Origin of the sequence: Kribbella sp. NPDC049227 (genome assembly GCF_043197265.1) — a bacterium.
In the GTDB taxonomy this organism is placed as follows: domain Bacteria; phylum Actinomycetota; class Actinomycetes; order Propionibacteriales; family Kribbellaceae; genus Kribbella.
Map to the genome: position 1 here is coordinate 964,766 of NZ_JBICST010000001.1, position 21,887 is coordinate 986,652.

21 protein-coding genes are annotated in these 21,887 nt (G+C 69.5%); 10 read left to right on the forward strand and 11 right to left on the reverse strand.

What is annotated here, in order from left to right:
• Positions 1 to 51: 51 nt before the first annotated feature.
• The gene (locus tag ACGFH6_RS04925; RefSeq protein WP_393380551.1) at positions 52 to 1,260 is read left to right on the forward strand and encodes an NAD(P)H-binding protein; all 1,209 of its coding nucleotides are present in this window, start codon (positions 52 to 54) and stop codon (positions 1,258 to 1,260) included.
• Here ACGFH6_RS04925 and ACGFH6_RS04930 read toward each other — a convergent pair.
• Genes ACGFH6_RS04930 through ACGFH6_RS04945 form a run of 4 tightly spaced genes read right to left on the reverse strand, consistent with a single transcriptional unit; the run spans position 1,245 to position 4,528 of the window.
• Entirely contained in the window at positions 1,245 to 2,168 is a 924-nt protein-coding gene (locus ACGFH6_RS04930) for a GNAT family N-acetyltransferase (protein WP_393380553.1), read from the reverse strand. The genes ACGFH6_RS04925 and ACGFH6_RS04930 overlap by 16 nt on opposite strands.
• Positions 2,165 to 3,121 (reverse strand): NADH-quinone oxidoreductase subunit C, encoded by a 957-nt coding sequence (locus tag ACGFH6_RS04935; protein WP_393380554.1) that lies wholly within the window; start codon positions 3,119 to 3,121, stop codon positions 2,165 to 2,167. Before ACGFH6_RS04935 ends, ACGFH6_RS04930 begins: the two co-directional genes overlap by 4 nt.
• On the reverse strand, positions 3,118 to 3,678 hold the full coding sequence (locus ACGFH6_RS04940; RefSeq protein ID WP_238162898.1) for an NADH-quinone oxidoreductase subunit B: 561 nt from the start codon (positions 3,676 to 3,678) through the stop codon (positions 3,118 to 3,120). The genes ACGFH6_RS04935 and ACGFH6_RS04940 overlap by 4 nt, the downstream gene beginning before the upstream one ends.
• 4 nt (positions 3,679 to 3,682) lie before the next feature.
• Positions 3,683 to 4,528, reverse strand: coding sequence for an alpha/beta fold hydrolase (locus ACGFH6_RS04945; protein WP_393380556.1), 846 nt, complete (start codon positions 4,526 to 4,528; stop codon positions 3,683 to 3,685).
• An 84-nt stretch (positions 4,529 to 4,612) separates the two neighbouring features.
• On the opposite strand from ACGFH6_RS04945, the gene ACGFH6_RS04950 reads away from it, so the two are divergent.
• The 6 genes from ACGFH6_RS04950 (at position 4,613) to ACGFH6_RS04975 (ending at position 11,128) form a co-directional block, all read left to right on the forward strand.
• Positions 4,613 to 6,070: a purine-cytosine permease family protein gene (locus ACGFH6_RS04950; RefSeq protein ID WP_393380557.1), complete on the forward strand. Its 1,458-nt coding sequence runs from the start codon at positions 4,613 to 4,615 to the stop codon at positions 6,068 to 6,070.
• Complete coding sequence (locus ACGFH6_RS04955) at positions 6,070 to 6,600, forward strand: cysteine hydrolase family protein (RefSeq protein ID WP_393380559.1); 531 nt, start codon at positions 6,070 to 6,072, stop codon at positions 6,598 to 6,600. Before ACGFH6_RS04950 ends, ACGFH6_RS04955 begins: the two co-directional genes overlap by 1 nt.
• A gap of 7 nt (positions 6,601 to 6,607) precedes the next feature.
• The gene (locus tag ACGFH6_RS04960) at positions 6,608 to 7,315 is read left to right on the forward strand and encodes a GntR family transcriptional regulator (RefSeq protein WP_393380561.1); all 708 of its coding nucleotides are present in this window, start codon (positions 6,608 to 6,610) and stop codon (positions 7,313 to 7,315) included.
• Between the two features lie 477 nt (positions 7,316 to 7,792).
• Positions 7,793 to 7,921 carry a hypothetical protein gene (locus tag ACGFH6_RS04965; protein WP_393380563.1) on the forward strand — a complete coding sequence of 43 codons (129 nt, stop codon included), beginning with the start codon at positions 7,793 to 7,795 and terminating at the stop codon, positions 7,919 to 7,921.
• A 13-nt stretch (positions 7,922 to 7,934) separates the two neighbouring features.
• A complete protein-coding gene (locus ACGFH6_RS04970) occupies positions 7,935 to 8,096 on the forward strand; it encodes a hypothetical protein (RefSeq protein ID WP_393380564.1) in 162 nt (53 codons plus the stop codon).
• A 113-nt stretch (positions 8,097 to 8,209) separates the two neighbouring features.
• Positions 8,210 to 11,128, forward strand: coding sequence for an AAA family ATPase (locus ACGFH6_RS04975; protein WP_393380565.1), 2,919 nt, complete (start codon positions 8,210 to 8,212; stop codon positions 11,126 to 11,128).
• A gap of 117 nt (positions 11,129 to 11,245) precedes the next feature.
• Here the strand turns inward: ACGFH6_RS04975 and ACGFH6_RS04980 are convergent, their stop codons facing one another.
• The 3 genes from ACGFH6_RS04980 to ACGFH6_RS04990 form a co-directional block, all read right to left on the reverse strand.
• Positions 11,246 to 11,464, reverse strand: a complete 219-nt coding sequence (locus ACGFH6_RS04980) for a hypothetical protein (protein ID WP_393380567.1) — start codon at positions 11,462 to 11,464, stop codon at positions 11,246 to 11,248.
• Positions 11,465 to 11,755: 291 nt separating this feature from the next.
• Positions 11,756 to 13,105 (reverse strand): serine hydrolase domain-containing protein, encoded by a 1,350-nt coding sequence (locus ACGFH6_RS04985; RefSeq protein ID WP_393380568.1) that lies wholly within the window; start codon positions 13,103 to 13,105, stop codon positions 11,756 to 11,758.
• A 1-nt stretch (position 13,106) separates the two neighbouring features.
• Positions 13,107 to 14,126: a dipeptidase gene (locus ACGFH6_RS04990; protein ID WP_393380569.1), complete on the reverse strand. Its 1,020-nt coding sequence runs from the start codon at positions 14,124 to 14,126 to the stop codon at positions 13,107 to 13,109.
• A 43-nt stretch (positions 14,127 to 14,169) separates the two neighbouring features.
• Between ACGFH6_RS04990 and ACGFH6_RS04995 the strand changes: the two genes are divergently transcribed.
• A complete protein-coding gene (locus tag ACGFH6_RS04995; RefSeq protein ID WP_393380570.1) occupies positions 14,170 to 15,069 on the forward strand; it encodes an ornithine cyclodeaminase family protein in 900 nt (299 codons plus the stop codon).
• A gap of 296 nt (positions 15,070 to 15,365) precedes the next feature.
• Here ACGFH6_RS04995 and ACGFH6_RS05000 read toward each other — a convergent pair whose 3' ends face one another.
• Both ACGFH6_RS05000 and ACGFH6_RS05005 read right to left on the reverse strand, forming a co-directional pair.
• Positions 15,366 to 15,722: an NADH-quinone oxidoreductase subunit A gene (locus tag ACGFH6_RS05000; protein ID WP_393380571.1), complete on the reverse strand. Its 357-nt coding sequence runs from the start codon at positions 15,720 to 15,722 to the stop codon at positions 15,366 to 15,368.
• A 174-nt stretch (positions 15,723 to 15,896) separates the two neighbouring features.
• The gene (locus ACGFH6_RS05005; RefSeq protein WP_393380573.1) at positions 15,897 to 16,691 is read right to left on the reverse strand and encodes a hypothetical protein; all 795 of its coding nucleotides are present in this window, start codon (positions 16,689 to 16,691) and stop codon (positions 15,897 to 15,899) included.
• A 240-nt stretch (positions 16,692 to 16,931) separates the two neighbouring features.
• Between ACGFH6_RS05005 and ACGFH6_RS05010 the strand changes: the two genes are divergently transcribed.
• Positions 16,932 to 18,923, forward strand: a complete 1,992-nt coding sequence (locus ACGFH6_RS05010; protein WP_393380575.1) for a 2-oxoacid:acceptor oxidoreductase subunit alpha — start codon at positions 16,932 to 16,934, stop codon at positions 18,921 to 18,923.
• Positions 18,920 to 19,999, forward strand: a complete 1,080-nt coding sequence (locus tag ACGFH6_RS05015; RefSeq protein WP_393380577.1) for a 2-oxoacid:ferredoxin oxidoreductase subunit beta — start codon at positions 18,920 to 18,922, stop codon at positions 19,997 to 19,999. Before ACGFH6_RS05010 ends, ACGFH6_RS05015 begins: the two co-directional genes overlap by 4 nt.
• Here ACGFH6_RS05015 and ACGFH6_RS05020 read toward each other — a convergent pair.
• Together ACGFH6_RS05020 and ACGFH6_RS05025 are read right to left on the reverse strand one after the other, a co-directional pair.
• A complete protein-coding gene (locus tag ACGFH6_RS05020; protein ID WP_393380579.1) occupies positions 19,992 to 20,747 on the reverse strand; it encodes an alpha/beta fold hydrolase in 756 nt (251 codons plus the stop codon). The two genes, ACGFH6_RS05015 and ACGFH6_RS05020, sit on opposite strands and share 8 nt — an antisense overlap.
• Entirely contained in the window at positions 20,728 to 21,879 is a 1,152-nt protein-coding gene (locus ACGFH6_RS05025) for a serine hydrolase domain-containing protein (protein WP_393380580.1), read from the reverse strand. The genes ACGFH6_RS05020 and ACGFH6_RS05025 overlap by 20 nt, the downstream gene beginning before the upstream one ends.
• Positions 21,880 to 21,887 lie beyond the last annotated feature (8 nt).

Consider the following 21,887-nt stretch of genomic DNA (forward strand, 5'->3'; position numbering starts at 1 on the left):
TATCGAGTCCGACTTGACCTCAACCACCGTTGAGGTCAAAGGGTGGGTCGTATGAGCGATGAGAAACAGACTCAGGTGAGCACCGTGCTCGTGACCGGAGCGACCGGGCGCGTCGGCCGGCATGTGGTGGACGGACTGCGCGCGGCGGGTGTGACCGTCCGCGCCCTGGTCCGGAAACCTGACCGCGCCGGCTTGCCGCCGGACGTCGAGCTGATCCAGGGCGATATCTATGATCCGGCAGCGGTACGACGGGCTGCGACTGGAATGGATGCGGCGTTCCTGCTGTGGCCGGCGTACAGCGCGGAGGGCGCGGAGGCAGTCGTTGCGGAACTGCCGCGGCGAGTCGTGTACCTGTCCTCGCTGAACGCACCGTCCGGCGGCGTCTGGGGCGACGTCGAGGAGTTGCTCCGGCAGGCGGGTAAGGACTGGACCGCGGTACGGCCCGGAGGATTCGCCGTCAACGCGCAGGGCTGGGCTGAGGACTTCCGGGGTGGTGACGTCGTACGGCTTCCGTATCCGAAGGCCGGCCGGTCACTGATCCACGAGCGGGACATCGCGGCGGTCGCCGTACTCACGCTGCTGGACGATCGGCATGTCGGGCAGGCGTACGACCTGACCGGACCGGAGGTGCTGACCCAGGCCGAGCAGGTGGAGACGATCGCGCGAGCCGTGGGCAAGGAGATGCGGGTCGAGGAACTGTCCGCCGAGCAGGCTCGGCAGGCGATGCTCGACCAAGGCGCTGACCCTGCGCTCGCGGAGAGCGCGGTCACCTACTGGGCGAAGCTCGTCGACGATCCCGAGCCTGTGACGACCACGGTCGCGGAGCTCACCGGCCGCCCGGCGCTGAGGTTCGCGGACTGGGCCCGGGAACACGCGGACGAGTTCCGTGTCCTGTCCACAGCCGAGGTCGCGAACCGCTACGTGAGCCTCCTGAGCGCCGGCCGCGTCCACGAGGCCATGGCGCTGGCCGCGCCGGACGTCGTCCGCGTCGCGCCGCTCGAAACCGGCGGCGAGGAGATCGAACTGAAGGGAGCCGACGCCATCCTCGAGAACGCACAACGGCTCAGCGCCGGCATCGAGTACGTCGGCGTCGAGGTCCTCGGCCCTCTCCTCCTCGACGACCACTTCGCCATCCGCTTCACCTTCGACCAGCGCGACCCCACCACCGGCCACCCCACCCAAACCACTAAACTCTCCCTCTGCACCGTAACCACCGGCCAAATAACCCGCGAGGAAGTCTTCTACTACAAGGGCAACTGAAGCCAGCCGCCGATGTCGTGGCGGGCGGCGGTCAGGGCTGCGGTGCGGGCGCCGCGGTTGGCGGAGTGGATGGTGCCGATGAGGATGCGGGTCGGGTCCGGCAGGGCTTGGGCGAGGAGGGCGCTCAGGTGGCGGCCGTAGCCTCGGCCCCGGTACTTCGGGGCGAGGATCATCTCGCGTACGACGTACGCGGGGAGGCCCAGTGAGTCTTCGGGGTTGTCGACCCCGGCCGCGTATCCGGCCCACTCGCCGTCGACGGTGATGTCGAAGAGGAGGCCCTCCTCGGCTGACTCGGCCAGATCCTCACGGTCCTGAAGCGATGCCTCTTCGGCATGATGTGGGTGGGCGGCGTCCACGGCGTCGTACGCACGCTGGGCCTCGTCGTAGTGGTCGAGGTCGCGCGCCGGGACGAGTACGAGCTCGGGCGGTACGTCGTGAGGTTGCAGCTGACTGATCGGGGCGGCGAGGAAACGGCGGTCGGGTTGAGTGCCGGGGATCTCAGGTTCGGCACTCCACAGACGGACGTAGCGCGGGTTGTGGATGCCGTAGACCTCGCGGGCGACTGCGGCCAGGGCGGGGAGGTCCGAGGTGCGCGGTGCGCGGGTCATCGGGGTCGCGTCGACGAAGGGCTTCGTCGGGTCGAGGCCCTCGAAGCGCATGCTGACCATGGCGTGCAGGTCGTCGCCGACCGGCAGCCAGTAATTGAGCATCGACTCGGCGGGCTGTCCTGGGGCGAACCGTTCGGCACGCAGCGCGGCGATCTCCAGATCTGTTGCCAAGAGCAAGTCCGGATCCGCGTGCATCTCTGCCAGGGCCTTCAGCCGCGTCGCGTCGTCCACCCAGGTGCGCGTGAGAGGGTGCTGCCGCTCGAGCGTGTACCGCGCCAACTCCTCCGCGGTAGGGATCACGCCTCGGGCTCCGCCGAGGGCGTGTCCGACGAAGGCTCGTTCGCCGAGGGCGGCGTTCCCGCCGAGCGCTCGTCCGCCGACGGCGCGCCCGTCGAAGACTCGTCCGTCGAGGACCTCACTCCCGCCGAAGGCGGCGCGTCCGCGGATGCCGCTCCCCCGGATTGCGCTCCAGCGGAGTGCGCATCCGCGGAGGGCGGCGCGTCCGCGGAGGGCGCTTCCGCCGAGGGGGCGTCCGTGGAGGGGGCTTCGGCGGGGGGAGATTCTGGTGGTGGGGGGTCGGATTGTTTGCGGGTTCGGCGTTCGGTGCCGGCGCGGCGGGGGCGGGCGGGGGTGGCGGCCGCCTGGGCGGGGGCTAGTGGATCTGGGTCAGGGGAGCCGGCGGGGCGCGGGCCCCAGGTCTCCGGGTCGGGGACGCCTGGGGGGAGGGTGCGCCGGCGGCTGGGCGCGCCGTGCGCCGGGGCGTGGTCCGACTCGCCCGGCTCCTTGGCACCCGGCCACGGCTTCGCGACCCGGGACGCGAGCACGAACTCCTTGCGCAACGGATTGCCCTCGAAGCCGTCCGGCAGCAGCAACGGGATCAGGTTCGGATGGCCCTCGAAGCTGATCCCGAACATCTCGAACGTTTCCCGCTCATGCCAGTTCGCCCCGGCGTACAACTCCGACAGCGTCGGCAGCACCGGCTTGTCCCGCGGGATCAGCGTGCGCACCAGCAGATGCTCGACGTGCGCACCACCCCAGAAGTCCGCAAGATGCGAGACCACCCGGAACCCGTCCGTCAGCTCGTCCGCTGCCGACAGGAAATCGAAGAACGTGTACCCGACGGCGTCCCGCAACACCTCGTGCGCCGCCACCCACGACTCCGCGGGTACGTCGATCGCCGTCGGAGAGAAGCTGTCGGACTGGGTCGCGGCGATGCCGGCCGCGGTCAGCGCCTCGAGCGCGTCGCTGCTCACTGAGGCGTCACCAGGTCGCGGGTCAGTGCCGCGGCGGACGGCTCGTCGTACCGGCTCGGCATGTTCTCGCCGGCGATCTTCTCCTGCAGCTTGAGGATGCCCTGCAGCAGCGCCTCCGGCCGCGGCGGGCAGCCGGGCACGTACACGTCCACCGGGATGATCTGGTCGACGCCCTTGGTCACGCAGTACGAGTCCCAGTACGGGCCACCGGAGTTCGAGCAGGAGCCGAACGAGATCACGTACTTCGGCTCCGGCATCTGGTCGTAGAGCCGCTTGATCGCCGGCGCCATCTTGTCCGTCACGGTGCCGGAGACCACCATCAGGTCGGCCTGCCGCGGACCGGGCGCGAACGGGATCACGCCGAGCCGGATGAAGTCGTGCCGGCCCATCGACGCCGCGATGAACTCGATCGCGCAGCAGGCCAGGCCGAAGTTGAACACCCAGAGGGAGTACTTGCGGCCCCAGTTCAGCAGGTACCGGACCGGCTCGGGCGCGAGCTTCGCCAGCGCACCCACAGCCGGCCGCACGGTCGGCATCGGCAGCTCGGTCTGGGACATATGGTCAGCCTAGTCCGACAATCTCCTCGGCGAGGACTTCCGGGTACTCCAGCGGCGCGTAGTGCCCGACGCCGTCCACGAGCCGCAGCCGTACGTCGCTGAAGAAGTCGTCGAGCCGATCGGACCAGGCGCGCGGGAACAGCGGATCGAACTCCGGCCACAGCACCACCGTCGGTACGCCGATCCGGTCGTACGACGGCGGCGACGACTCGGCCGCGGAGGTGGCGACCGAGCCCGCACCCGCCCGGTACCAGTTGAGCGAGGCGGTGAACGCACCCGGCACGGAGTAGGTCTCGACGAGATGATCGAGTTCCGGCTCGAAGCCCGGGCCCGACCAGTGCGTCCAGAAGTGCCGCAGATAGGACCGGACCGCGTCGGGCTTTCCGTCGATCAGCTCCTCGATCACCGGCAGCCGGTGGAAGGCCTGGTACCAGAACTCCGCCTGCGCGCGCTCGGAGAAGACCCGCTTGCCGATCCCGGGCAGCGGTGGCGCGACCACCATGCCCTCGATCAGGTCGGCCCGGCTCCGCGCGATCCCCTGCGCGATCCGGCTGCCGACGTCGTACCCGGCGAGCACCGGACGCTCCAGCCCGAGCTCCTCCACCAGCGCGATCACACTCCGCCCCTGCGCCTGGACGCCGTACTGCGCGGGATCCGCCGACTGCCGGTCCGATTCGCCGAAACCGCGCAGGTCGGGCACCACCACCTCGCATCCGCGCTCGACCAGCATCGGTGCGAGCAGCCGGTAGTCGGTCCGGTCACCCGGCCATCCGTGCAGTAGCACCACTGCCGGCCCCTCGCCCGCCCGGTCGTACGCCAGCCTGAATCCGTCCACCGCGTCGCTCAGCATGGCATTCATTGTTGACCACTCCGACCCTCCGTCCTACCGTGATTGAACAGGACTGAACAGGTCCATTCAGGGTGGGGAGTCACCATGGCTGACCAGCTCGAGGTGCAGCAGACCCGGGCGCTCGCGGTGGAGAGCAACGGGCTGAACGTGATCGCGGACGCCGACCGGAAGGGCCGGCCGAGCCAGCTGTTCTGGCCGTGGTTCGGGGCGAACGTCTCCGTCCTCGGACTGAGCTACGGCGCGTTCGCGCTGGGCTTCGGCATCTCGTTCTGGCAGGCGGTCATCGCCGGCGTGATCGGGGTGGTGTTCTCGTTCCTGCTCTGCGGGCTGATCGCGCTGGCCGGCAAGCGCGGCTCGGCACCGACGATGGTGCTCGGCCGCGCGGCGTTCGGTGTCCGCGGCAACAAACTGCCGTCGGTGGTGTCATGGCTGCTGACGGTCGGCTGGGAGACCGTGCTGACGATCCTCGCCACGCTGGCGACCGCGACCGTCTTCGAACGCCTCGGCTGGGGCGGCGGCACCCTGACGAAGGTGATCGCGCTGGTCGTGGTCGGCGTACTGATCGTTGCCTGCGGCGTGCTCGGGTTCGACCTGATCATGCGGGCGCAGACGATCATCACCGTGGTCACCGGCGTACTCACCGTCGTCTACATGATCCTGGTCGCCGACCAGATCCACTGGAGCACGGTGTCCGCGCTGCCGAGCGGTTCGAGCCAGCAGGTGATCGGGGCGTTGGTGTTCCTGATGACCGGCTTCGGGCTCGGCTGGGTCAACGCGGCGGCCGACTACTCCCGCTATCTGCCCCGTGAATCGTCGAGCCGTGGCGTGGTCGGCTGGACGACGTTCGGCGGCTCGGTGGCACCCGTCGTACTGCTGGTGTTCGGACTCCTGCTGGCCGGATCGTCGCAGGAGCTGAGCGCCGCGATCGCGGCGGACCCGATCGGTGCGCTCGCGGAGGCGTTGCCGACCTGGTTCCTGGTGCCGTTCGTGATCGTGGCCGTGCTCGGCCTGGTGGGTGGCGCCGTGCTGGACATCTATTCGTCCGGCTTGTCCCTGCTGGCGATCGGACTGCCCGCACCGCGGTACGTCGCCGCGTTGATCGACGGCGTCGTGATGATCGCCGGCACGATCTACGTGGTGTTCTACGGCGGCGAGTTCCTGGCCCAGTTCCAGGGCTTCCTGATCACGCTCGGCGTCCCGATCGCGGCCTGGTGCGGCATCATGCTCGCAGACCTCGCGACCCGCCGGCGCGACTACGCCGAGACCGACCTGTACGACCCCCGCGGCCGGTACGGCGACGTGCGGTGGCTGCCGGTGATCACGATGGTCGTTGCCACCGGCATCGGGTGGGGACTGGTCACGAACACGCTGGCGTCCTGGCTGACCTGGCAGGGCTACCTGCTCGGGCCGCTCGGCCTCGGCGGCAAGGAAGGCGACTGGGCGTTCGCGAACCTGGGCATCCTGGTCGCGCTGGTGCTCGGCTTCGTCGTCCAGCGGTTCGCCGGCGCGGCCGCCGTACGCAGGCAGGAGGCGGTCGCCTGATGGTCCTCGCACTGATCGACCTGCAGCGGATCTTCGCCGATCCCGGCTCCGGCTGGGCCGCCCCGGACTTCCGGCGGGTGGTCGAGCCGACCAGGCAACTGGTCGAACTGTTCGCACCGGACGTGGTCTTCACGCGGTTCGTGGCACCGGAGAAACCAACGGGTTCCTGGGTCGCGTACTACCAGGAGTTCCCGTTCGCGCTGCAGCCGCCGGAGTCGGCCGACTACCAGCTCGTCGACGAGTTCAAGGGCGCTGCAACTCTGGACAAGACGACCCTCGGCAAATGGGGTCCGGAGCTGGCGGAGGCAGCCGCGCCGGACGGACGGCTGGTCCTCGGCGGCGTCACGACCGACTGTTGCGTGATCAGCACCGCGCTGGCCGCTGTGGACGCCGGGATCCAGGTCCAGGTGGTCGAGGAGGCGTGTGCCGGCTCGACCACGGACAACCACCACAAGGCGCTCGACATCATGCGGCTCTACGCACCGATGCTCGAGGTCGTCACGATCGACCAGCTCCGTAGTACTCGGTGAGCGGCCGATGCCCGAGATCGAACTGAAGCACGAACGCGTCGCGGCGGTCCTGTCCCGGGAGATCCGTTCCGGCCTGGTACGCCGTGGCGCGCGACTGCCCGGTGAGGTCGAACTGGCCCGGCGGTTCTCGGTCAGCCGGAACACGGTCCGCGCCGCGCTCGCCGTACTGACCGACGACGGGCTGATCGCCACCCGGACCGGCAAGGGGTCGTTCGTGCTGTTCGACGGGCGGCCGCTGGACGGCCGGCTCGGCTGGACGCACGCCCTGTCCGAGCAGGGCGTCGAGACCCGGATGCGGACAGTGAAGATCGCCCTCGAGCAGGATCCCGGTCTGGCCGGGCGGCTCGGCCTGGACGACCCGGGCGTGATCGTGATCGAGCGCGTGAGGCAACTGTCGGACGGTGTCCCGATCTCCTTGGAGCGCAGCCGGATCCCGGCACTGGAGTCGTTGCGCGACCTGCCCGGCCGCGGCCTGGACAACGGCTCGATCAGTACGACGCTGAGCCGGGCGGGACTGCATCTCGACCACTGTGAGCAACGGCTTCGCGGCCGCCCGTTGAACCATGCCGAGGCCGGGTTGCTGGGCCGGCCCGAGGGGACCTGGTTCCTGCACACCGAGCGGACCAGCTGGACCGCGGCGGACACCTTCGCCGAGCAGGCCGACTGCCTGCTGGACCCCGAACACTTCGAACTAAGCCTCAGTTACGGCTTCTAAGGGCACCGGCCCCACGGGCATAGGGAGTTGTGCCGATGTGGCCCTCCCCCTCAGGCGAGCACTGTCTCCTCATCGACAAGCTCCCGGAGGAGATCAATGTTCTTCTACTCACCAGACTCGCTCCAGGCAGAGGTCCGTTACCGACAGAACCGCTTGCGGCGTGACTTCCAGCGCCCTGGCTGGTTCCACCGCAAGCCCAAGGTGCAGCCGCCCGAGCCCTGTGCGCCCGAGCTGCGGGCCCGTCCGGCGATGTGAACGCGAGAGACCCGCCGTCCCCCGTCCGTCCAGCGGCCGGCTCCCTTCGGGGAGCCGGCCGCACCGTCGTTCCGGGGGCACTAGGTACCCCCTACGCCGTACTCGGAGCGTCTAAGGGCGCCTGGGGCGCAGGGATAGGGAGGAACTCCGATGTGCCGGGTCACCTCAGACGAGCAGATTGAGGGTGTCGGCAGGAAGCCGGCACCAGACCAGGAGGAATCCATGTACTTCAACGACTCGGTCAAGGCGGAGGTCGCCTACCGCAGGGAGCGCCTCAGCCGCGACTTCCGGCAGCACCGGAACCCCCGGACCCGCCGGAACCTCGTCCACCTGTTCGGCCGGAAAGCCTGAAGGGAGGCACACCATGTTCATCACACCTCAGACGATCCAGGCGGAGACCGCCTACAAGCAGGAGCGGACCAAGCGTGAGTTCCGGGCGACGACGCGCCGGGAGCACGCGGAGCGGGCCCCCCAGCCCGAGCCGCGGCACGCGCGCCGGACCCTCCGACCCACGACGGCGGCATGACCGCCGGGACCGCCGTCCCTGACCCGACAAGACCGGTCAGGGACGGCGTTTTCGTTGCCCGGGAGGGTCAGCGGACGGGATGCCGTCGATTTGTGTCGGCTCCAGGGGCGAAGATGGACGATGTGCCCTGGACCTCGACACCTCTCGTCGGCCGCTCGACCGAGATGGCCGCCCTCCTCAGTGCCGTCGACGACGCCCGCACGCGGCGCGCCGGCGCCGTTCTGCTGTCCGGTGACGCGGGGGTAGGGAAGACCCGCTTGCTGGACGAGGTGGCCACCGGGGCCCACGAGCGCGGTTTCGGCGTCCTGGTCGGGCACTGCACCGACTTCGGCGACGCCGGCCTGCCGTACCTGCCGTTCACCGAGATCTTCGGCCGGCTGGCCGGCGAGCGGCCCGATCTGGTCGACAGCGTCCTGACGAACTTCCCGGCGATCGGCCGGCTCCTGCCCACCCACCGCCTGATCGGCGCCCAGCCCGTGCCCCAGGAGGGCCAGCTGGACCGTGCCGCCCTGTTCGACGCGGTCCTGGGCGCATTGACCGCGCTGTCCACCAGCGAGCCGCTGCTGGTGATCATCGAGGACGCGCACTGGGCCGACGACTCCACCCGCGACCTGATCGGCTTCCTCATCACCCGGCTGACCTCACAGCGCCTGGCCCTGGTGGTGTCCTACCGCAGCGACGACCTGCACCGCCGCCACCCACTGCGCCGCCCGATCGCCGAGTGGGCACGCAACCCGCGCGTACGCCGCGTGAACGTGGCGCCCCTGGACGCCGACGAGTCCCGCACCCTGCTGGACTCGCTGGTCTCCAAGCCGCTCTCGGAGACCGAGGTACGACGGATCCTCGACCGGGCCGGTGGGAATGCGTTCTTCACCGAGGAGCTGGTGGCCGCGGCCTCGATGGGCGACGGCGAGGCCGTACCGCCCGATCTGGCCGATCTGCTGCTGGTCCGGCTCGATCCGCTGTCCGACGACGCCCGGCAGGTCGCCCGCGTGATCGCCGTCGCCGGCCGCCGGGTGCCGCACACGCTGCTGACCACCGTCGCCGGACTGCCCGACCGCGACCTCGACCAGGCCCTGCGCGAGCTCATCGACGCCCACATCATCGACGTACCGGGCAACGCGAGCTACTACTTCCGGCACGCCCTGCTGGCCGAGGCTGTGTACGACGACCTCCTGCCGGGCGAGCGGGTCCGCCAGCACGCGGCGTACGTGCAGGCGCTGAAGGACCAGACCGTCGCGGGTACGGCGGCCGAGCTCGCCGGGCACGCCACCCGGTCGCACGACCTGGCCACCGCATTCGAGGCGCGGGTCCGAGCGGGGCAGGAGGCCATCACCGTCGCCGCGCCACAGGAGGCGCTCAAGCACTACGAGATGGCGCTCGAGCTGTTCCCGAACGCGTCGCCCGACAACACGATCGACAAGACCTGGCTGATCGTCGACACCGCGCTGGCGGCCACACTGTCCTCGCAGCATCTGCGCGCGCTCAAGCTGCTGCGCAAGGCGCTGGTGGATCTGCCGACGGACGCGCCGAAGCTGCAGCGGGCCCAGTTGCTGCTGCCGCTCGCGGACATCGCGCTGATCATCGACCATGACCAGGAGGCGAACGAAGCCGTCACGCAGGCGCTCAAGCTGGTGTCGGACGAGCCGTCGACCGTCTTCAAGGCCCAGGTCGCCTCGCTGTACGCACGGGTGTCCGACGCGCTCGGCCGCCCGATGGAGGCGGAGCGCTGGGCGCACAAGGCACTCGAGATCGCTCGCGAGGCCGGTCAGGAGTCGGCCGCCGGCGACGCCGGGATCACCCTGGCCCAGCTCCGGCGCCGGGCCGGTGACCCGGTCGCGGCCGCCAGGCAGTTGGAGGAGGCGGCCGTCCGGGCGCAGCTGACCGGTGACGCGGCGGCAGAGGTCCGGAGCCGGTTCCTGCTCGGTTCGACGTACTACGAGGAGGGCGACCTGCAGGGCGCGAAGATGGCGCTCATCCATGCCTCGCAGCGCGCCGGTGAGCTCGGCCGGCAGTGGGCGGCGTACGGGTTCGACGCACGGCGGATGCTGGCGCTGACGCAGTTCGTCCTGGGCGAATGGGACGACGCGGCGGACACCGCCAGGACGGACTCCAAGACTCCGGCCGCGTCGGCGGCGGCGCTCCGCGCGGTGGACTTCGCGGTCCGGAGCGGACGCGGGGACACCTCCGTCGCGGAAGAGCTGGAGCGGATGCGGAAGTGGTGGGACCTGGACGTCATGCTGCCGATCATCGGGCTGCAGCCGGCCGTGGACGCCTACCGCCAACTCGACCAGGTCGCCGACGCGGAGAAGCTGATCGCGGATGTGTCCGCACTGTTGGCGGACGTGTTCCAGACCGAGTGGTTCATGGCCCAGATCCGCTTCACGACGCTGGGAATGCAACTGCTGTGCCACCGGGCGGTCAGCGAGCCGTCGGCGGCCGAGGAGCTGGTTGCCCGCGGCTCCGACCTGCTCGCGACGGGACAGGCGACGGTGGAGAAGGGGCTACCGCCCGGCCGGGTGATCGGTGTCGAAGGGCTGGCCTGGCTGTCGCGGCTGGAGGCGGAGTGGGAGCGGCTCCGGTGGCTGACCGGGATCGATCCGCCGTCACCGGAGGAGCATGTGGCCGTGTGGCAGCGGACCATGGACGCCTTCGGGTACGGGTACGTCTTCGAGCAGGCCTGGTCGCGCGTCCGGTTGTCGGCCGCGCTGCGTGCCGCGGGCCGGGTGGCCGAGGCGAACGAGCAGGCGGCGCTGGCGGCGGAGGTCGGCCGGGAGTTGGGGTCGAAGCCGCTGCTGGACGAGCTCGGCGGGGTCGAAGGACCCGGGCTGGGCTCAGGTGCGCTGACCGCGCGCGAGACCGAGGTGCTGAAGCTGGTCGCCGACGGGCGGACGAACCGGCAGCTGGCCCGGGAGCTGTACATCAGCGAGAAGACCGTGAGCGTGCACGTGTCGAACATCCTCGGCAAGCTCGGCGTCCGGTCGCGGACCGAGGCGGCCGCGGTGGCCCGGCGGGACGGGCTGCTGGACTGAGATCCCACAGTCTCTGACGCGGTCCCACAGCCGCTCACGTTCGGCGCTGTGCGGGCCACCGAACGTGAGCGGCTTGGGCGGAACCCGGGTGGGGACCGGGCGTCTCGTCGGGTCGCGTCATCCGTGCTTGCGGCGCGGCGGCGACGGCGGTGGGATCCGGCGGGCCCTCGCCTGGGCGAGTTCGTCACCGGATGGATCGGACTGGCTACTCCCGGCGGAACGGTCGATGCGGGTGATGTCGTCGAAGACGTGCTGGGCGTGCCGCATTCGCCACACGACCAGGATCACGAGTCCGGTCGCTGCGAGTGCGATCGGCACCCACAGTTGCCACGCCATAGCCTCACCACCCCGTACTCACCCCGTTCCCCCGAGTAATCACCATAACTCCAGGCTGACCACTTGGCGACAGGCTGTACGCAATCCGTTATCCGGGTACGGCGGACCCTCACAATAGTTGCCGTCCGCAATCACAAAGGGTGACCAGGCAACGATCCGGTGAGGGCGAGGCAGGTGACTCTCGGTGACAGCGCAACGTGCCACGGCCCCAGCCACGCCGCACGTCACTGACACTCCTTCCCAGTGCCGCCGGACTTCATGCACCGGTCGGTCCGCTTGAAACGAGTGTTCTCAACTGCTGCGCGGTGTGAGCCGTCCGCCCTGGAACAGGTACGCCGCCCGGCCGTCCACCGGATCCCGGAACGCCAGGACCTCGTGGTCACCACGCTCCGGCTCGGCCGCGATCAGCCGCGCGGCATCCAGCGGGACCAGCCGGGTACGCCGTGGCTCGGGCAAGAGCACCTTCGCCTGCTCGGTGACTGCCTCCTCCACCACCCAGAACTCACCTTCCTCGACGCTGACGGTCGAAGCGGTCAGCACACCTTCGTACCGGCCGGTGACCAGGTCGGCCGAGATCTCGACCGGCTCGGCCGGCGGCACCGGCCGGGCAGGCAGCTCGATCCCCGAGGTCTCCCGCAGGACGTGGCCGACCAGCTCGTCGTACAGCGACGAGGTGTTGCCGCCGTTGGTGAGGAGCGCGACCACGACGCCCTTGTCCGGGACCAGCCGGAAGAACGCGGACTGGCCGATGGTCCCGCCGTCGTGACCGTAGACCGTCCCGCCGTCGAGCGTGAAGATCATCCAGCCGAGGCCCCAGTGAGCCGGAAAGCCACCGGTCGGCGGTACGTCGACCTGCGGCTCCCAGAGGCGATCGATGGTGGCCCGGTCCAGCAGCGACGCGTCCAGGTACGCCCGGCCGAAGGTGATCAGATCGCTCGCCGTCATCGCCAGCAACGAGCCTGCCGGCGCCATCGCGTGTACGAGACTCCACACCGACGCGGCCTGCAAAGGCTCATCTGGCTTCGGCGAGATGTGCCCGACCGCGGCCCGGTACAGCAACGCCTCGTCCGGGATCGTGGCCAGGTGCTTCAACTCCAGCGGTACGCCGATGTGTTCGCGGATCAGCTCGTGATACGGCTTGCCCCGCAGGACCTCGGCGATCCGGCCGAGGACAACGAAGCCCGAGTTGTTGTAGGAGAACCCCGCGCCGGGCGGTACCTCCTGGGCCAGGCCGGGCAGCACATCGCGCATGAACAGCTCGACACCGTCGTCGCCACGCGACGTCGGGGTGAAGGCGTCACCGGAGAACCCGGCGGTGTGCGTGAGCAGGTGCCGCGGGGTGATCGACGCGGCCGCGGCCTCGTCGCCGAGCTTGAACTCGGGCAGACAGTCGCGGACCGGCCGGTCGAGGTCGACCTTGCCCTCGACAACCAGCTGGGCGATCAGCGTGGTGGTCCACAGCTTGGTGATCGAGCCGACCTGGAAGACGGAGTCGGTGGTGGCCTCGACGCCGGTGTTGAGGCTGAGGATGCCGGCCGCCGCCGTACTCAGCTCGCCGTCGGCCCAGACCGCGACGGACGCGGCCGGCACCTCGTGCTTCTCGATCAGCCGACCGAGGTTGTTGTCCAACCAGCTTTGCATCTCACGCCTCCGATGAGAGAACACGAACCAGGTTCTGGCCGAGCACCTTGCGAATAGTTGCCTCTGACAACCCACGGCGCTGGAGCGCGTCGGTGACCAGCGGCATCCCGGCCGGCCCTTCGAGACCGGGCACGAACACCTCGACGTCGAGGCCCTGGATGACCAGCGGACGGTCGCAGGACGGGACCTTCTCGCCGAACACCTCGGCCACGAAGTCGCTACCCAGCCCGACATGGTCGGCGCCGGCGACGTTCACGACGTACTCGAGGTGGTCGGCCAGATGCTCGACGGTCGGCTTCTCCGCGGCGGTGAGGAATCCGGCGAAGAAGTTCACGCAGATGACGCCGCCGGTGGCCGCGATTCCTCGCAACTGCTCGTCGGTCAGGTTGCGGTGGTGGTCGCGCAGGGCGAATGCGCTGGAGTGCGACGCGACCAGCGGTTTGGTCGCCAACTCGAGGATGTGCTCGACACCGCCGCGGCCGACATGCGAGACGTCGATCAGTACGCCGAGCTCCTCGAGCAGACCGACCGCCTCGACGCCGGCGTGGGTGAGCCGGCTGCCGGCCGCGTCCTCGCCCGATCCGTCGCCGAGCGCGCTGCGACCGAAGTGGGTGAACGACACCATCCGCACGCCGAGCCGCTGCAGCGTCTGCAGGAGTTCGAGGTCGTTGTCGATCTGCGGGCAGCCTTCGAGCGCCAGCACCAGCGCGATCTTGCCGGCGCCGGTCGCGGCCGCGATGTCGCCGGGCGCCGTACAGAGCGCGACCTCACCGGCGTTGCCTTCGGCGATCCGATGCGCGGCCTCGATCATCCGCAGCGTCTCGCGCAATGCACCTTCGGGCCGGAACTCGTCGTCGATGAACACCGGCAGCACCTGGACGTCGATCCCGCCCTCGCGCAACTGCGGGATCCACCGCTCCCGGAAGTACTGCGCCCACCTCGCCTTCGGCCTTCGCGCCACCAGCATCAACAGGTCGTTGTGCGCATCTGCCACCAGAGCTTCCCGATGCAGGTCGTTCACTCGATCCCCTCACGGTCGGTGGGATCAGAATATGCTCGGGCCGGTGAAGGTGCTTTCGGCTCAGGATGTCCGGCGTGCGGTTCCGATGAGTACGGCGATCGACGCGGTGCGGGACGCGTTCCGGGAACTGGCGGCGGGGAACTTCGTGCTGCCGCCGCGGCAGATCTTCGGCAACGGGTCGGTGCTGGTGATGTCGGCGTACCACACGCCGACCGGGAGCGCGGTGGTCAAGAAGATCGGTATCGCGCTCGATCAGGTGCCGGCGATCCGCGCGACGGTGATCTGGACCGGCGCCGGCGATCAACTCGTCGCGGACGGCAGCTCGATCACCACACTGCGGACCGGAGCGGTCGTCGGGGTCGCCACTGATCTGCTCGCTCCGCCCGACGCGACCCGGCTCACGTTGATCGGGACCGGCGCTCAGGCACCCGACCAGGTCCGCGCGGTTCTCGCCGTACGACCGATCGCCGATGTCATGGTCACCGGCCGCTCAGCTGACCGCGCTACGGGGCTGAGCAAGGCGTTGGCCGACGAGTTTCCCGAGGTGAAGTTCACTCCAGGCACGGACATCGACGACGCGATCGCCGACGCGGACATCGTCTGTTGCGCGACTTCGTCCACCACGCCGCTCTTCACCGCCGGCGCGCTCCCCGACCGCGTCCACGTCAACGCTATCGGCGCCTTCCGCCCGACGATGCGCGAGCTACCGCGCGACCTCTTCGCCACCGCGTCCACGGTCCTGGTCGATCAGCGGGAAGCGGCGCTGGAAGAGTCCGGCGAGATCATCGACGCCATCACGTCGGGCACCCTGCAACGCACAGACCTGATCGAACTCGGGCCCGCCCTGTCGTCTCCCCCACCCTCGACCGGTCGCACCGTCTTCAAGTCCGTCGGCATCGGCCCCCAGGACTGGGCCATCGCGGCGGCGCTCGCCCGCACTTAGAACCCACCCGCGCCCAGAAGCCAACCTCCTCGGGTGTCATCACCCGCCAGCGGACGTGTGCCACTCACCAACCCACCCGGCCTGCCGCCGAGCGTGCGCCCCCCGAGGAGCCGCGCTTGCTGAGTGTCGGCGGTCCGGACGCCCAGGCCATCACAACGCACTCCGCGGGGACCGCCTGAGCGTGGCCGCGCAGAGTCGACGCGATTGTGATGGCCTGGCCGTCCGTACCGCCGACGCAGGACGCGCGGCGAGGTACGGCGCGGGCGCTGGGCGATCGCGGCGGCGCTGGCGCGCGCCTAGGTCCAGCGCAGGACGCCCTTGCGGTAGGCGTACAACAGGCCGACCGCGACGAAGGCGAGGAAGACGAACATCTCGATCAAAGTGGAGAAGCCGAGGGTGGCGAAGATCGTCGCCCACGGGAAGAGATAGATCGCGTCGACGGCGAAGATCACGTAGAGGTAGGCGAACAGGTAGTACCGGATGTGCACCTGCGCCCAGCCCTCGCCGACCGGGTCGACGCCGGACTCGTACGTCTTGAGCTTGCCCTCGGTCGGATAGGTGACGGTGAGCGCCTTGTTCAGCGCGAAGGCGCCGATCAGCCCGACCAGGCCGAGCGCGACCACCGCGAGGATGACCCCATAGCTCTCCGACACGGCAGCAGCTTAGCTTCGATCCGTTGGTCCTGGCAGCAGCGAGCAGGTGCTCGGCGGAGTGCAGCGCAAGGCGGAGGGCGAGGCTCGGAGTGGGGTTCTCCGTGCCTCGCCCTCCAACGCCGCGATGTGCCCGCCGAGTGCCGCGCAGCGCGCCAGGACCAACGGATCGAAGCTTTAGTTGGTGCACAGCATGAGGGAGTCGATCGAGGCATAGGGGCCGTAGCCGGATTTGAGGTCGGTGACCTGGAGGCGCAGTCGGGTGACGCCGAGGATCTTGGCATCGAGCCAGGTCTCGGTCTCCTGCGCCTGCCGCACCGAGGTGATTGCCTTGGTCCCGTTGTGCAGCGACACCCGCACAGTCCCGTCGGTGAGGTTGCCGAGCCAGTTGCGCACGGAGCTGCAGCCGGTCGAGTCGACGTCACCCCAGACGAACCCGCCCTTGTTCGCGAGCAGGTCGGCCTCCGCCCGCCGCGGACCTTCGTTCGGCGGCACCACGGTGAACTGCGGCGCCCCCTTCCCACCCGCTGCGAGCACGCCCCGCTTGAAGATCCCGCGCCAGACGTAGTGCTTGAGGCTGATCCCCGGCGAGATCGCCGCCGGGTACGGCGCCTGTGGCCCGACCGCGATGCGATACGTCCGGACCGATCCGGGCTGCACGGTCTTGATGGTCACCGAGCTGCCCGACGAGTACCCGTGCGCGATCTCCTGCCACCGCTTCGCGGCGGGGATCCACTGGTGCAGCGGGATCCGCGTTCCCGCCTTCGGTGCCGGCGACAACGAGCCGATCACCGTGATCACACCCTTGGTGGAGTCCGTCGTCCGGATGGTGGTGATCTTGGCTGTCCGCGCCGGTGCCGCGGCCGACGCCGGGGCCACCGCGGGCGCCGTACCGCCGAGACTCATCGCGGGCGCCACCTGCGCGGCGCATCCGGTCAGGGCAAGGATCAGCAGTCCGACAACGGCACGCATGCCGACATGCTGCCGGTTGTGACTGCGGATCGCAAGCGAACGACTGCGCAGGGTGACATCGGTGAATTCGTCCCTAGCGGATGTATCCACCCACTAACACCGTGTCCCAGGCTGTGGACCACCGGGGCTTCCGCATGGTTCTGTACTAAGGGCGAACTAATATTGGGGTTATCGCCCTGAACTGGGGGGATCGACCTGTCGCCCACGACGCGGCGGGCCGGCCCAAGCTTCGACTTGGAGATGAACAGAACAGTGACCATCGAGGTCAAGCAGCTCGACCGCGTGGTGATCCGCTTCGCCGGCGACTCCGGCGACGGGATGCAGCTCACGGGGGACAGGTTCACAGCGGAAACGGCATCGTTCGGCAATGATCTGTCGACCCTGCCCAACTTCCCCGCCGAGATCCGGGCACCAGCCGGAACTCTGCCGGGAGTGTCGTCCTTCCAGCTCCACTTCGCCGACCACGACATCCTCACGCCGGGTGATGCGCCCGATGTGCTGATCGCGATGAACCCGGCGGCGCTGAAGGCGAACCTGCGCGATGTACCGCGCGGGGCGACGCTCATCGTCGACACCGCGGACTTCACCGCCCGCAACCTGAAGCGGATCGGGTACGACGAGAACCCGCTGGAGACCGGCGAGCTGGACGCGTACCACGTGATCGGCCTGAACCTGACCGGCATGACGGTGGAGTCGGTCAAGGAGTTCGGCCTGACCCGCAAGGACGCGTCCCGGGCGAAGAACATGTACGCGCTGGGGCTGGTGTCGTGGCTGTTCCAGCGCCCGATCGAGTCGACGATCACGTTCCTGGAGACCAAGTTCGCCAGTAAGCCCGACATCCGGGACGCGAACATCGCGGCCTTCCGGGCGGGCTACAACTTCGGCGAGACCGCCGAGGAGTTCTCGGTCCGGTACGAGGTGAAGCCGGCCAAGATGGCCAAGGGCACCTACCGGAACATCTCCGGCAACCTGGCACTGGCGTACGGCCTGGTGGCGGGCGCCCAGCGGGCCGGGCTGCCGCTGGTCCTGGGCGCGTACCCGATCACCCCGGCCTCCGACGTACTGCACGAGCTGTCCAAGCTCAAGCGGTTCAACGTGACCACGATCCAGGCCGAGGACGAGATCGCCGGTGTCGGCGCTGCCCTTGGCGCGTCCTTCGGCGGAGCGCTCGGCGTGACCACGTCGTCCGGCCCGGGCATCAGCCTGAAGTCCGAGACGATCGGCCTCGGCGTGATGCTCGAGCTGCCGCTGGTCGTGTGTGACATCCAGCGCGCCGGCCCGTCGACCGGCATGCCGACCAAGACCGAGCAGGCCGACCTGCTGCAGGTGATGTTCGGCCGCAACGGCGAGGCGCCGCTGCCGGTGGTCGCGGCCCAGTCCCCCGCGGACTGCTTCGCGATCGCGGTCGAGGCGGCCCGGATCGCCGTCACCTACCGGACGCCGGTGATCGTGCTGTCCGACGGCTACCTGGCCAACGGTTCGGAGCCGTGGCAGATCCCGGTGGTCGACGACCTGCCGACGATCGACCCGGACTTCACCCTCGAGCCGAACGCCACCGACGACAAGGGCGCACCGATCTACCTCCCCTACCTGCGCGACCCGGAGACCCTGGCCCGCGCCTGGGCGATCCCGGGTACGGCGGGCCTGGACCACCGCATCGGCGGACTGGAGAAGGAGGACAAGACCGGCAACATCTCCTACGACCCGGCCAACCACGACCTGATGATCCGCACCCGGCAGGCGAAGGTCGACGGCATCGCCCGTTCCATCGACCCGATCCAGGTCGACGACCCGGACGGTACGGCGAAGGTCCTGGTGCTGGGCTGGGGATCGACGTACGGCCCGATCGGCGCCGGTGTCCGCCGGGTCCGCAAGGTCGGCGGCAAGGTCGCGCAGGCCCACCTGCGGCACCTGAACCCGTTCCCGCCGAACCTGGGTGACCTGCTGCGTAGCTACGACAAGGTTCTGGTCCCGGAGATGAACCTGGGCCAGTTGGCGATGCTGCTGCGGGCGAAGTTCCTGGTCGACGTCGTCTCCTACGCGCAGGTCCGGGGCATGCCGCTCGGCGCGGCCGAGCTGGCCGAGGTGATCGGCAACCTGGTCGAGGAGACCGAGGGCATCGACGACGACGCGCGCCACCTGGGCGAAGCCGCCGCCAACCTGACGCACGGCGAGGCGCTGAACGGTAACGAGCACGATCTGCACCAGTCCCGATTGGGAGGAGCACGATGAGCACGGTCGACCTCGGCCTGCCGAGTCTGCCCGGTGGGCTGCACGGCGTCCCGGCCGCGAGCGAGCCGCAGAACCGCAAGGAGTACGTGTCGGACCAGGAGGTCCGGTGGTGCCCCGGCTGCGGTGACTACGCTGTGCTGGCCGCGTTCCAGGGCTTCCTGCCCGAGCTCGGGGTCAAGCGCGAGAACATCGCGATGGTCTCCGGCATCGGCTGCTCGTCCCGGTTCCCGTACTACCTGTCGACGTACGGCATGCACTCGATCCACGGGCGTGCGCCGGCGATCGCGACCGGTCTGGCGGTGGCCCGGCCGGACCTCAGCGTCTGGGTGGTGACCGGTGACGGCGACGCGCTGTCGATCGGCGGCAACCACCTGATCCACTCGCTGCGGCGGAACGTGAACCTGAAGATCCTGCTGTTCAACAACCGGATCTACGGCCTCACCAAGGGTCAGTACTCGCCGACCTCAGAGCCGGGCAAGGTGACGAAGTCGACGCCGATGGGCTCGGTGGACAACCCGTTCAACCCGGTCTCGCTGGCGCTCGGCGCGGAGGCGACGTTCGTGGCCCGCACGATCGACTCCGACCGCAAGCACCTGACCTCGGTCCTGCGCGCGGCCGCCGAGCACCGCGGCACCGCGATCGTGGAGATCTACCAGAACTGCCCGATCTTCAACGACAACGCGTTCGAGGCGTTCAAGGACCCCGACACCCGCGACGACGCGATCATCCCGCTGGTGCACGGCGAGCCGATCCGCTTCGGCAAGGAAGGCCGGCTCGGCGTGGTCCGCGACGGCTTCGCCTCGCTGGCTGTGAAGGAGGTCGCCGACCTGCCCAACGGCGAGGCCGACCTGGTCGTCCACGACGCCCACGCGGACGACCCGGCGTACGCGTTCGCCCTGTCCCGGCTGACCGACGCCGGTATCTTGCACCAGGCCCCGATCGGCATCTTCCGTGCGGTCGAGCGCCCGGCGTACGACGACATGGTCCGTCAGCAGATCACCACCGCCCAGGAGGCTCAGGGCACCGGCGACCTGCAGGCTCTCGTCACCGGCTCGGACACCTGGACCATCAACTGAGGAAGGCCCGGACGGCTTTCTGGAAGCCGTCCGGGTCCTCCACCCACGGGTAGTGCCCGACATCGTCGAGCACTACCCGTTCCGCGTTCGGCAGCGCGCGCAGCAGACTGTCGGTGACGTACGGCGGCCGCAGATCCTCCGCACCGTGGATCAGCAACGTCGGTACGTCGATCCGCTCGCAAGCACCGGCCCGGTCCGGCACCGCACGGAGCTCGGCCCGCAACGCGTCGGCGCACTCCTGGTTGGGCTCGAAGCGTGGTGTGTTGAGCCGGCGTGACTGCTCCAGTGCCGTCGTCCGGTCGGCGAAGTTCGTGGCGATGCGCACGATCCAGGGATCATCTGACGGCACGAGCCGCTCGGCGACGCGGTCCCGGTACGACGGGGGTGGTCCGTCGAGGCCGGTGCTCGAGACCAGGATCAGGTGGCTGAGGTGGTCGAGGTGCGCGGCGGCGTACTGGAGCGCGAGCGCCGCGCCCCAGGAGTGGCCGACCAGGATGATCTTGTCGTGGCCGCCGCGGATCGTCTCGAGGTCGGCGACTGAGCGTTCGAGGGTGTAGGGACCGCGGCGATCGGACCGGCCGCAGCCGCGCTGGTCCCACCGGTGGACCCTGAAGCCGGGCAGCAGCCGAGGGAGGTCGTCGAAGACGTCCCACCAGCCCGGTCCGCCGTGGACGAGGACGACGGGCGGTCCGTCGCCGGTCGCCTCGGTCCAGAGCCGGCAGCCGTCGTCAGTCGTCGAGTGAGGCATAGACGGCGGCACGCAACTCGCGACGGATCGGATAGCTGGAGGACGGACGCAACTGGGTCAGGAAGACGACGGCCAGCTCGTCGGCCGGCGAGACGAAGAACGCTGTCGACGCGGCACCACCCCAGAAGTACTCGCCCGGCGTGCCGATCGTCTGCGCCACCGTCGGATCCAGCAACACCCCGAACCCGAGGCCGAAGCCTTGTCCCGCTCGCTTCGTCTCGCCACCGAAGTCCGCCACCGCCGCGAGGTCCTGGCCACCGGGCAGGTGGTTCATGGTCATGAACCGCAGTGTCCGCGGTCCGATGATCCGCACACCGTCGAGCGAACCGCCGGCGGCCAGCATCCGGGCGAACCGCAGATAGTCCCCGGCCGTCGACACCAACCCAGCCACGCCGGACAGGAACGCGCGCGGCCGAAGGTACGCGCTCGTCAACGGGTCGTCCGCGGGCGCGAACCCGCCGTCGGCGTACGTGTAGCTCGCCGCGAAGCGGGAGATGCTTGCCTCAGGCACCGAAAATCCGGTGTCCGTCATACCGAGCGGGTCGAAGATCCGGGTGCGCAGGTACTCGTCCAGCGGCAGACCGCTGATCACCTCGCAGAGCAGGCCTACCAGGTCGGTCGAGATCCCGTAGATCCAGCGCGTCCCCGGATCCGCCTGCAGTGGAAGGTCTGCCAGCCGGGCCGGTAGTTCGGACAACGGTGCGTCCGAGTCCATCCCGGTCAGCCCGGCGTCCTGGTAGAGCCGGCTGACCGGGTGCTTGCCGTTCGAGGCCGCGAGTCCTGACATGTGCATCAGGACGTCGCGCACCGTCATCTCCCGGGTGGAGTCGCGGAGAGCGCCGTCCACGAACACCTTCGGTCGGCCGAGCGCGGGCAGATACTTCACCACCGGATCGTCGAGTTGGAACCGGCCCTCCTCGTACAACTGCATCAGCCCGAGGCTCACGATCGGCTTCGTCATCGAGAAGATCCGGAAGATCGTGTCCGGCCGCATCTCCCGGCCACGCTCGGCGTCCGCCAGTCCGCAGGCCTCGAACAGCTCGACCTTGTCCCGCCGGGCCACTGCCGTGACCGCGCCCGGATACCGTCCCGCCTCGACGTACCGCCGGACCAGGGCTGCGACTCGCTCCATCGAACCTC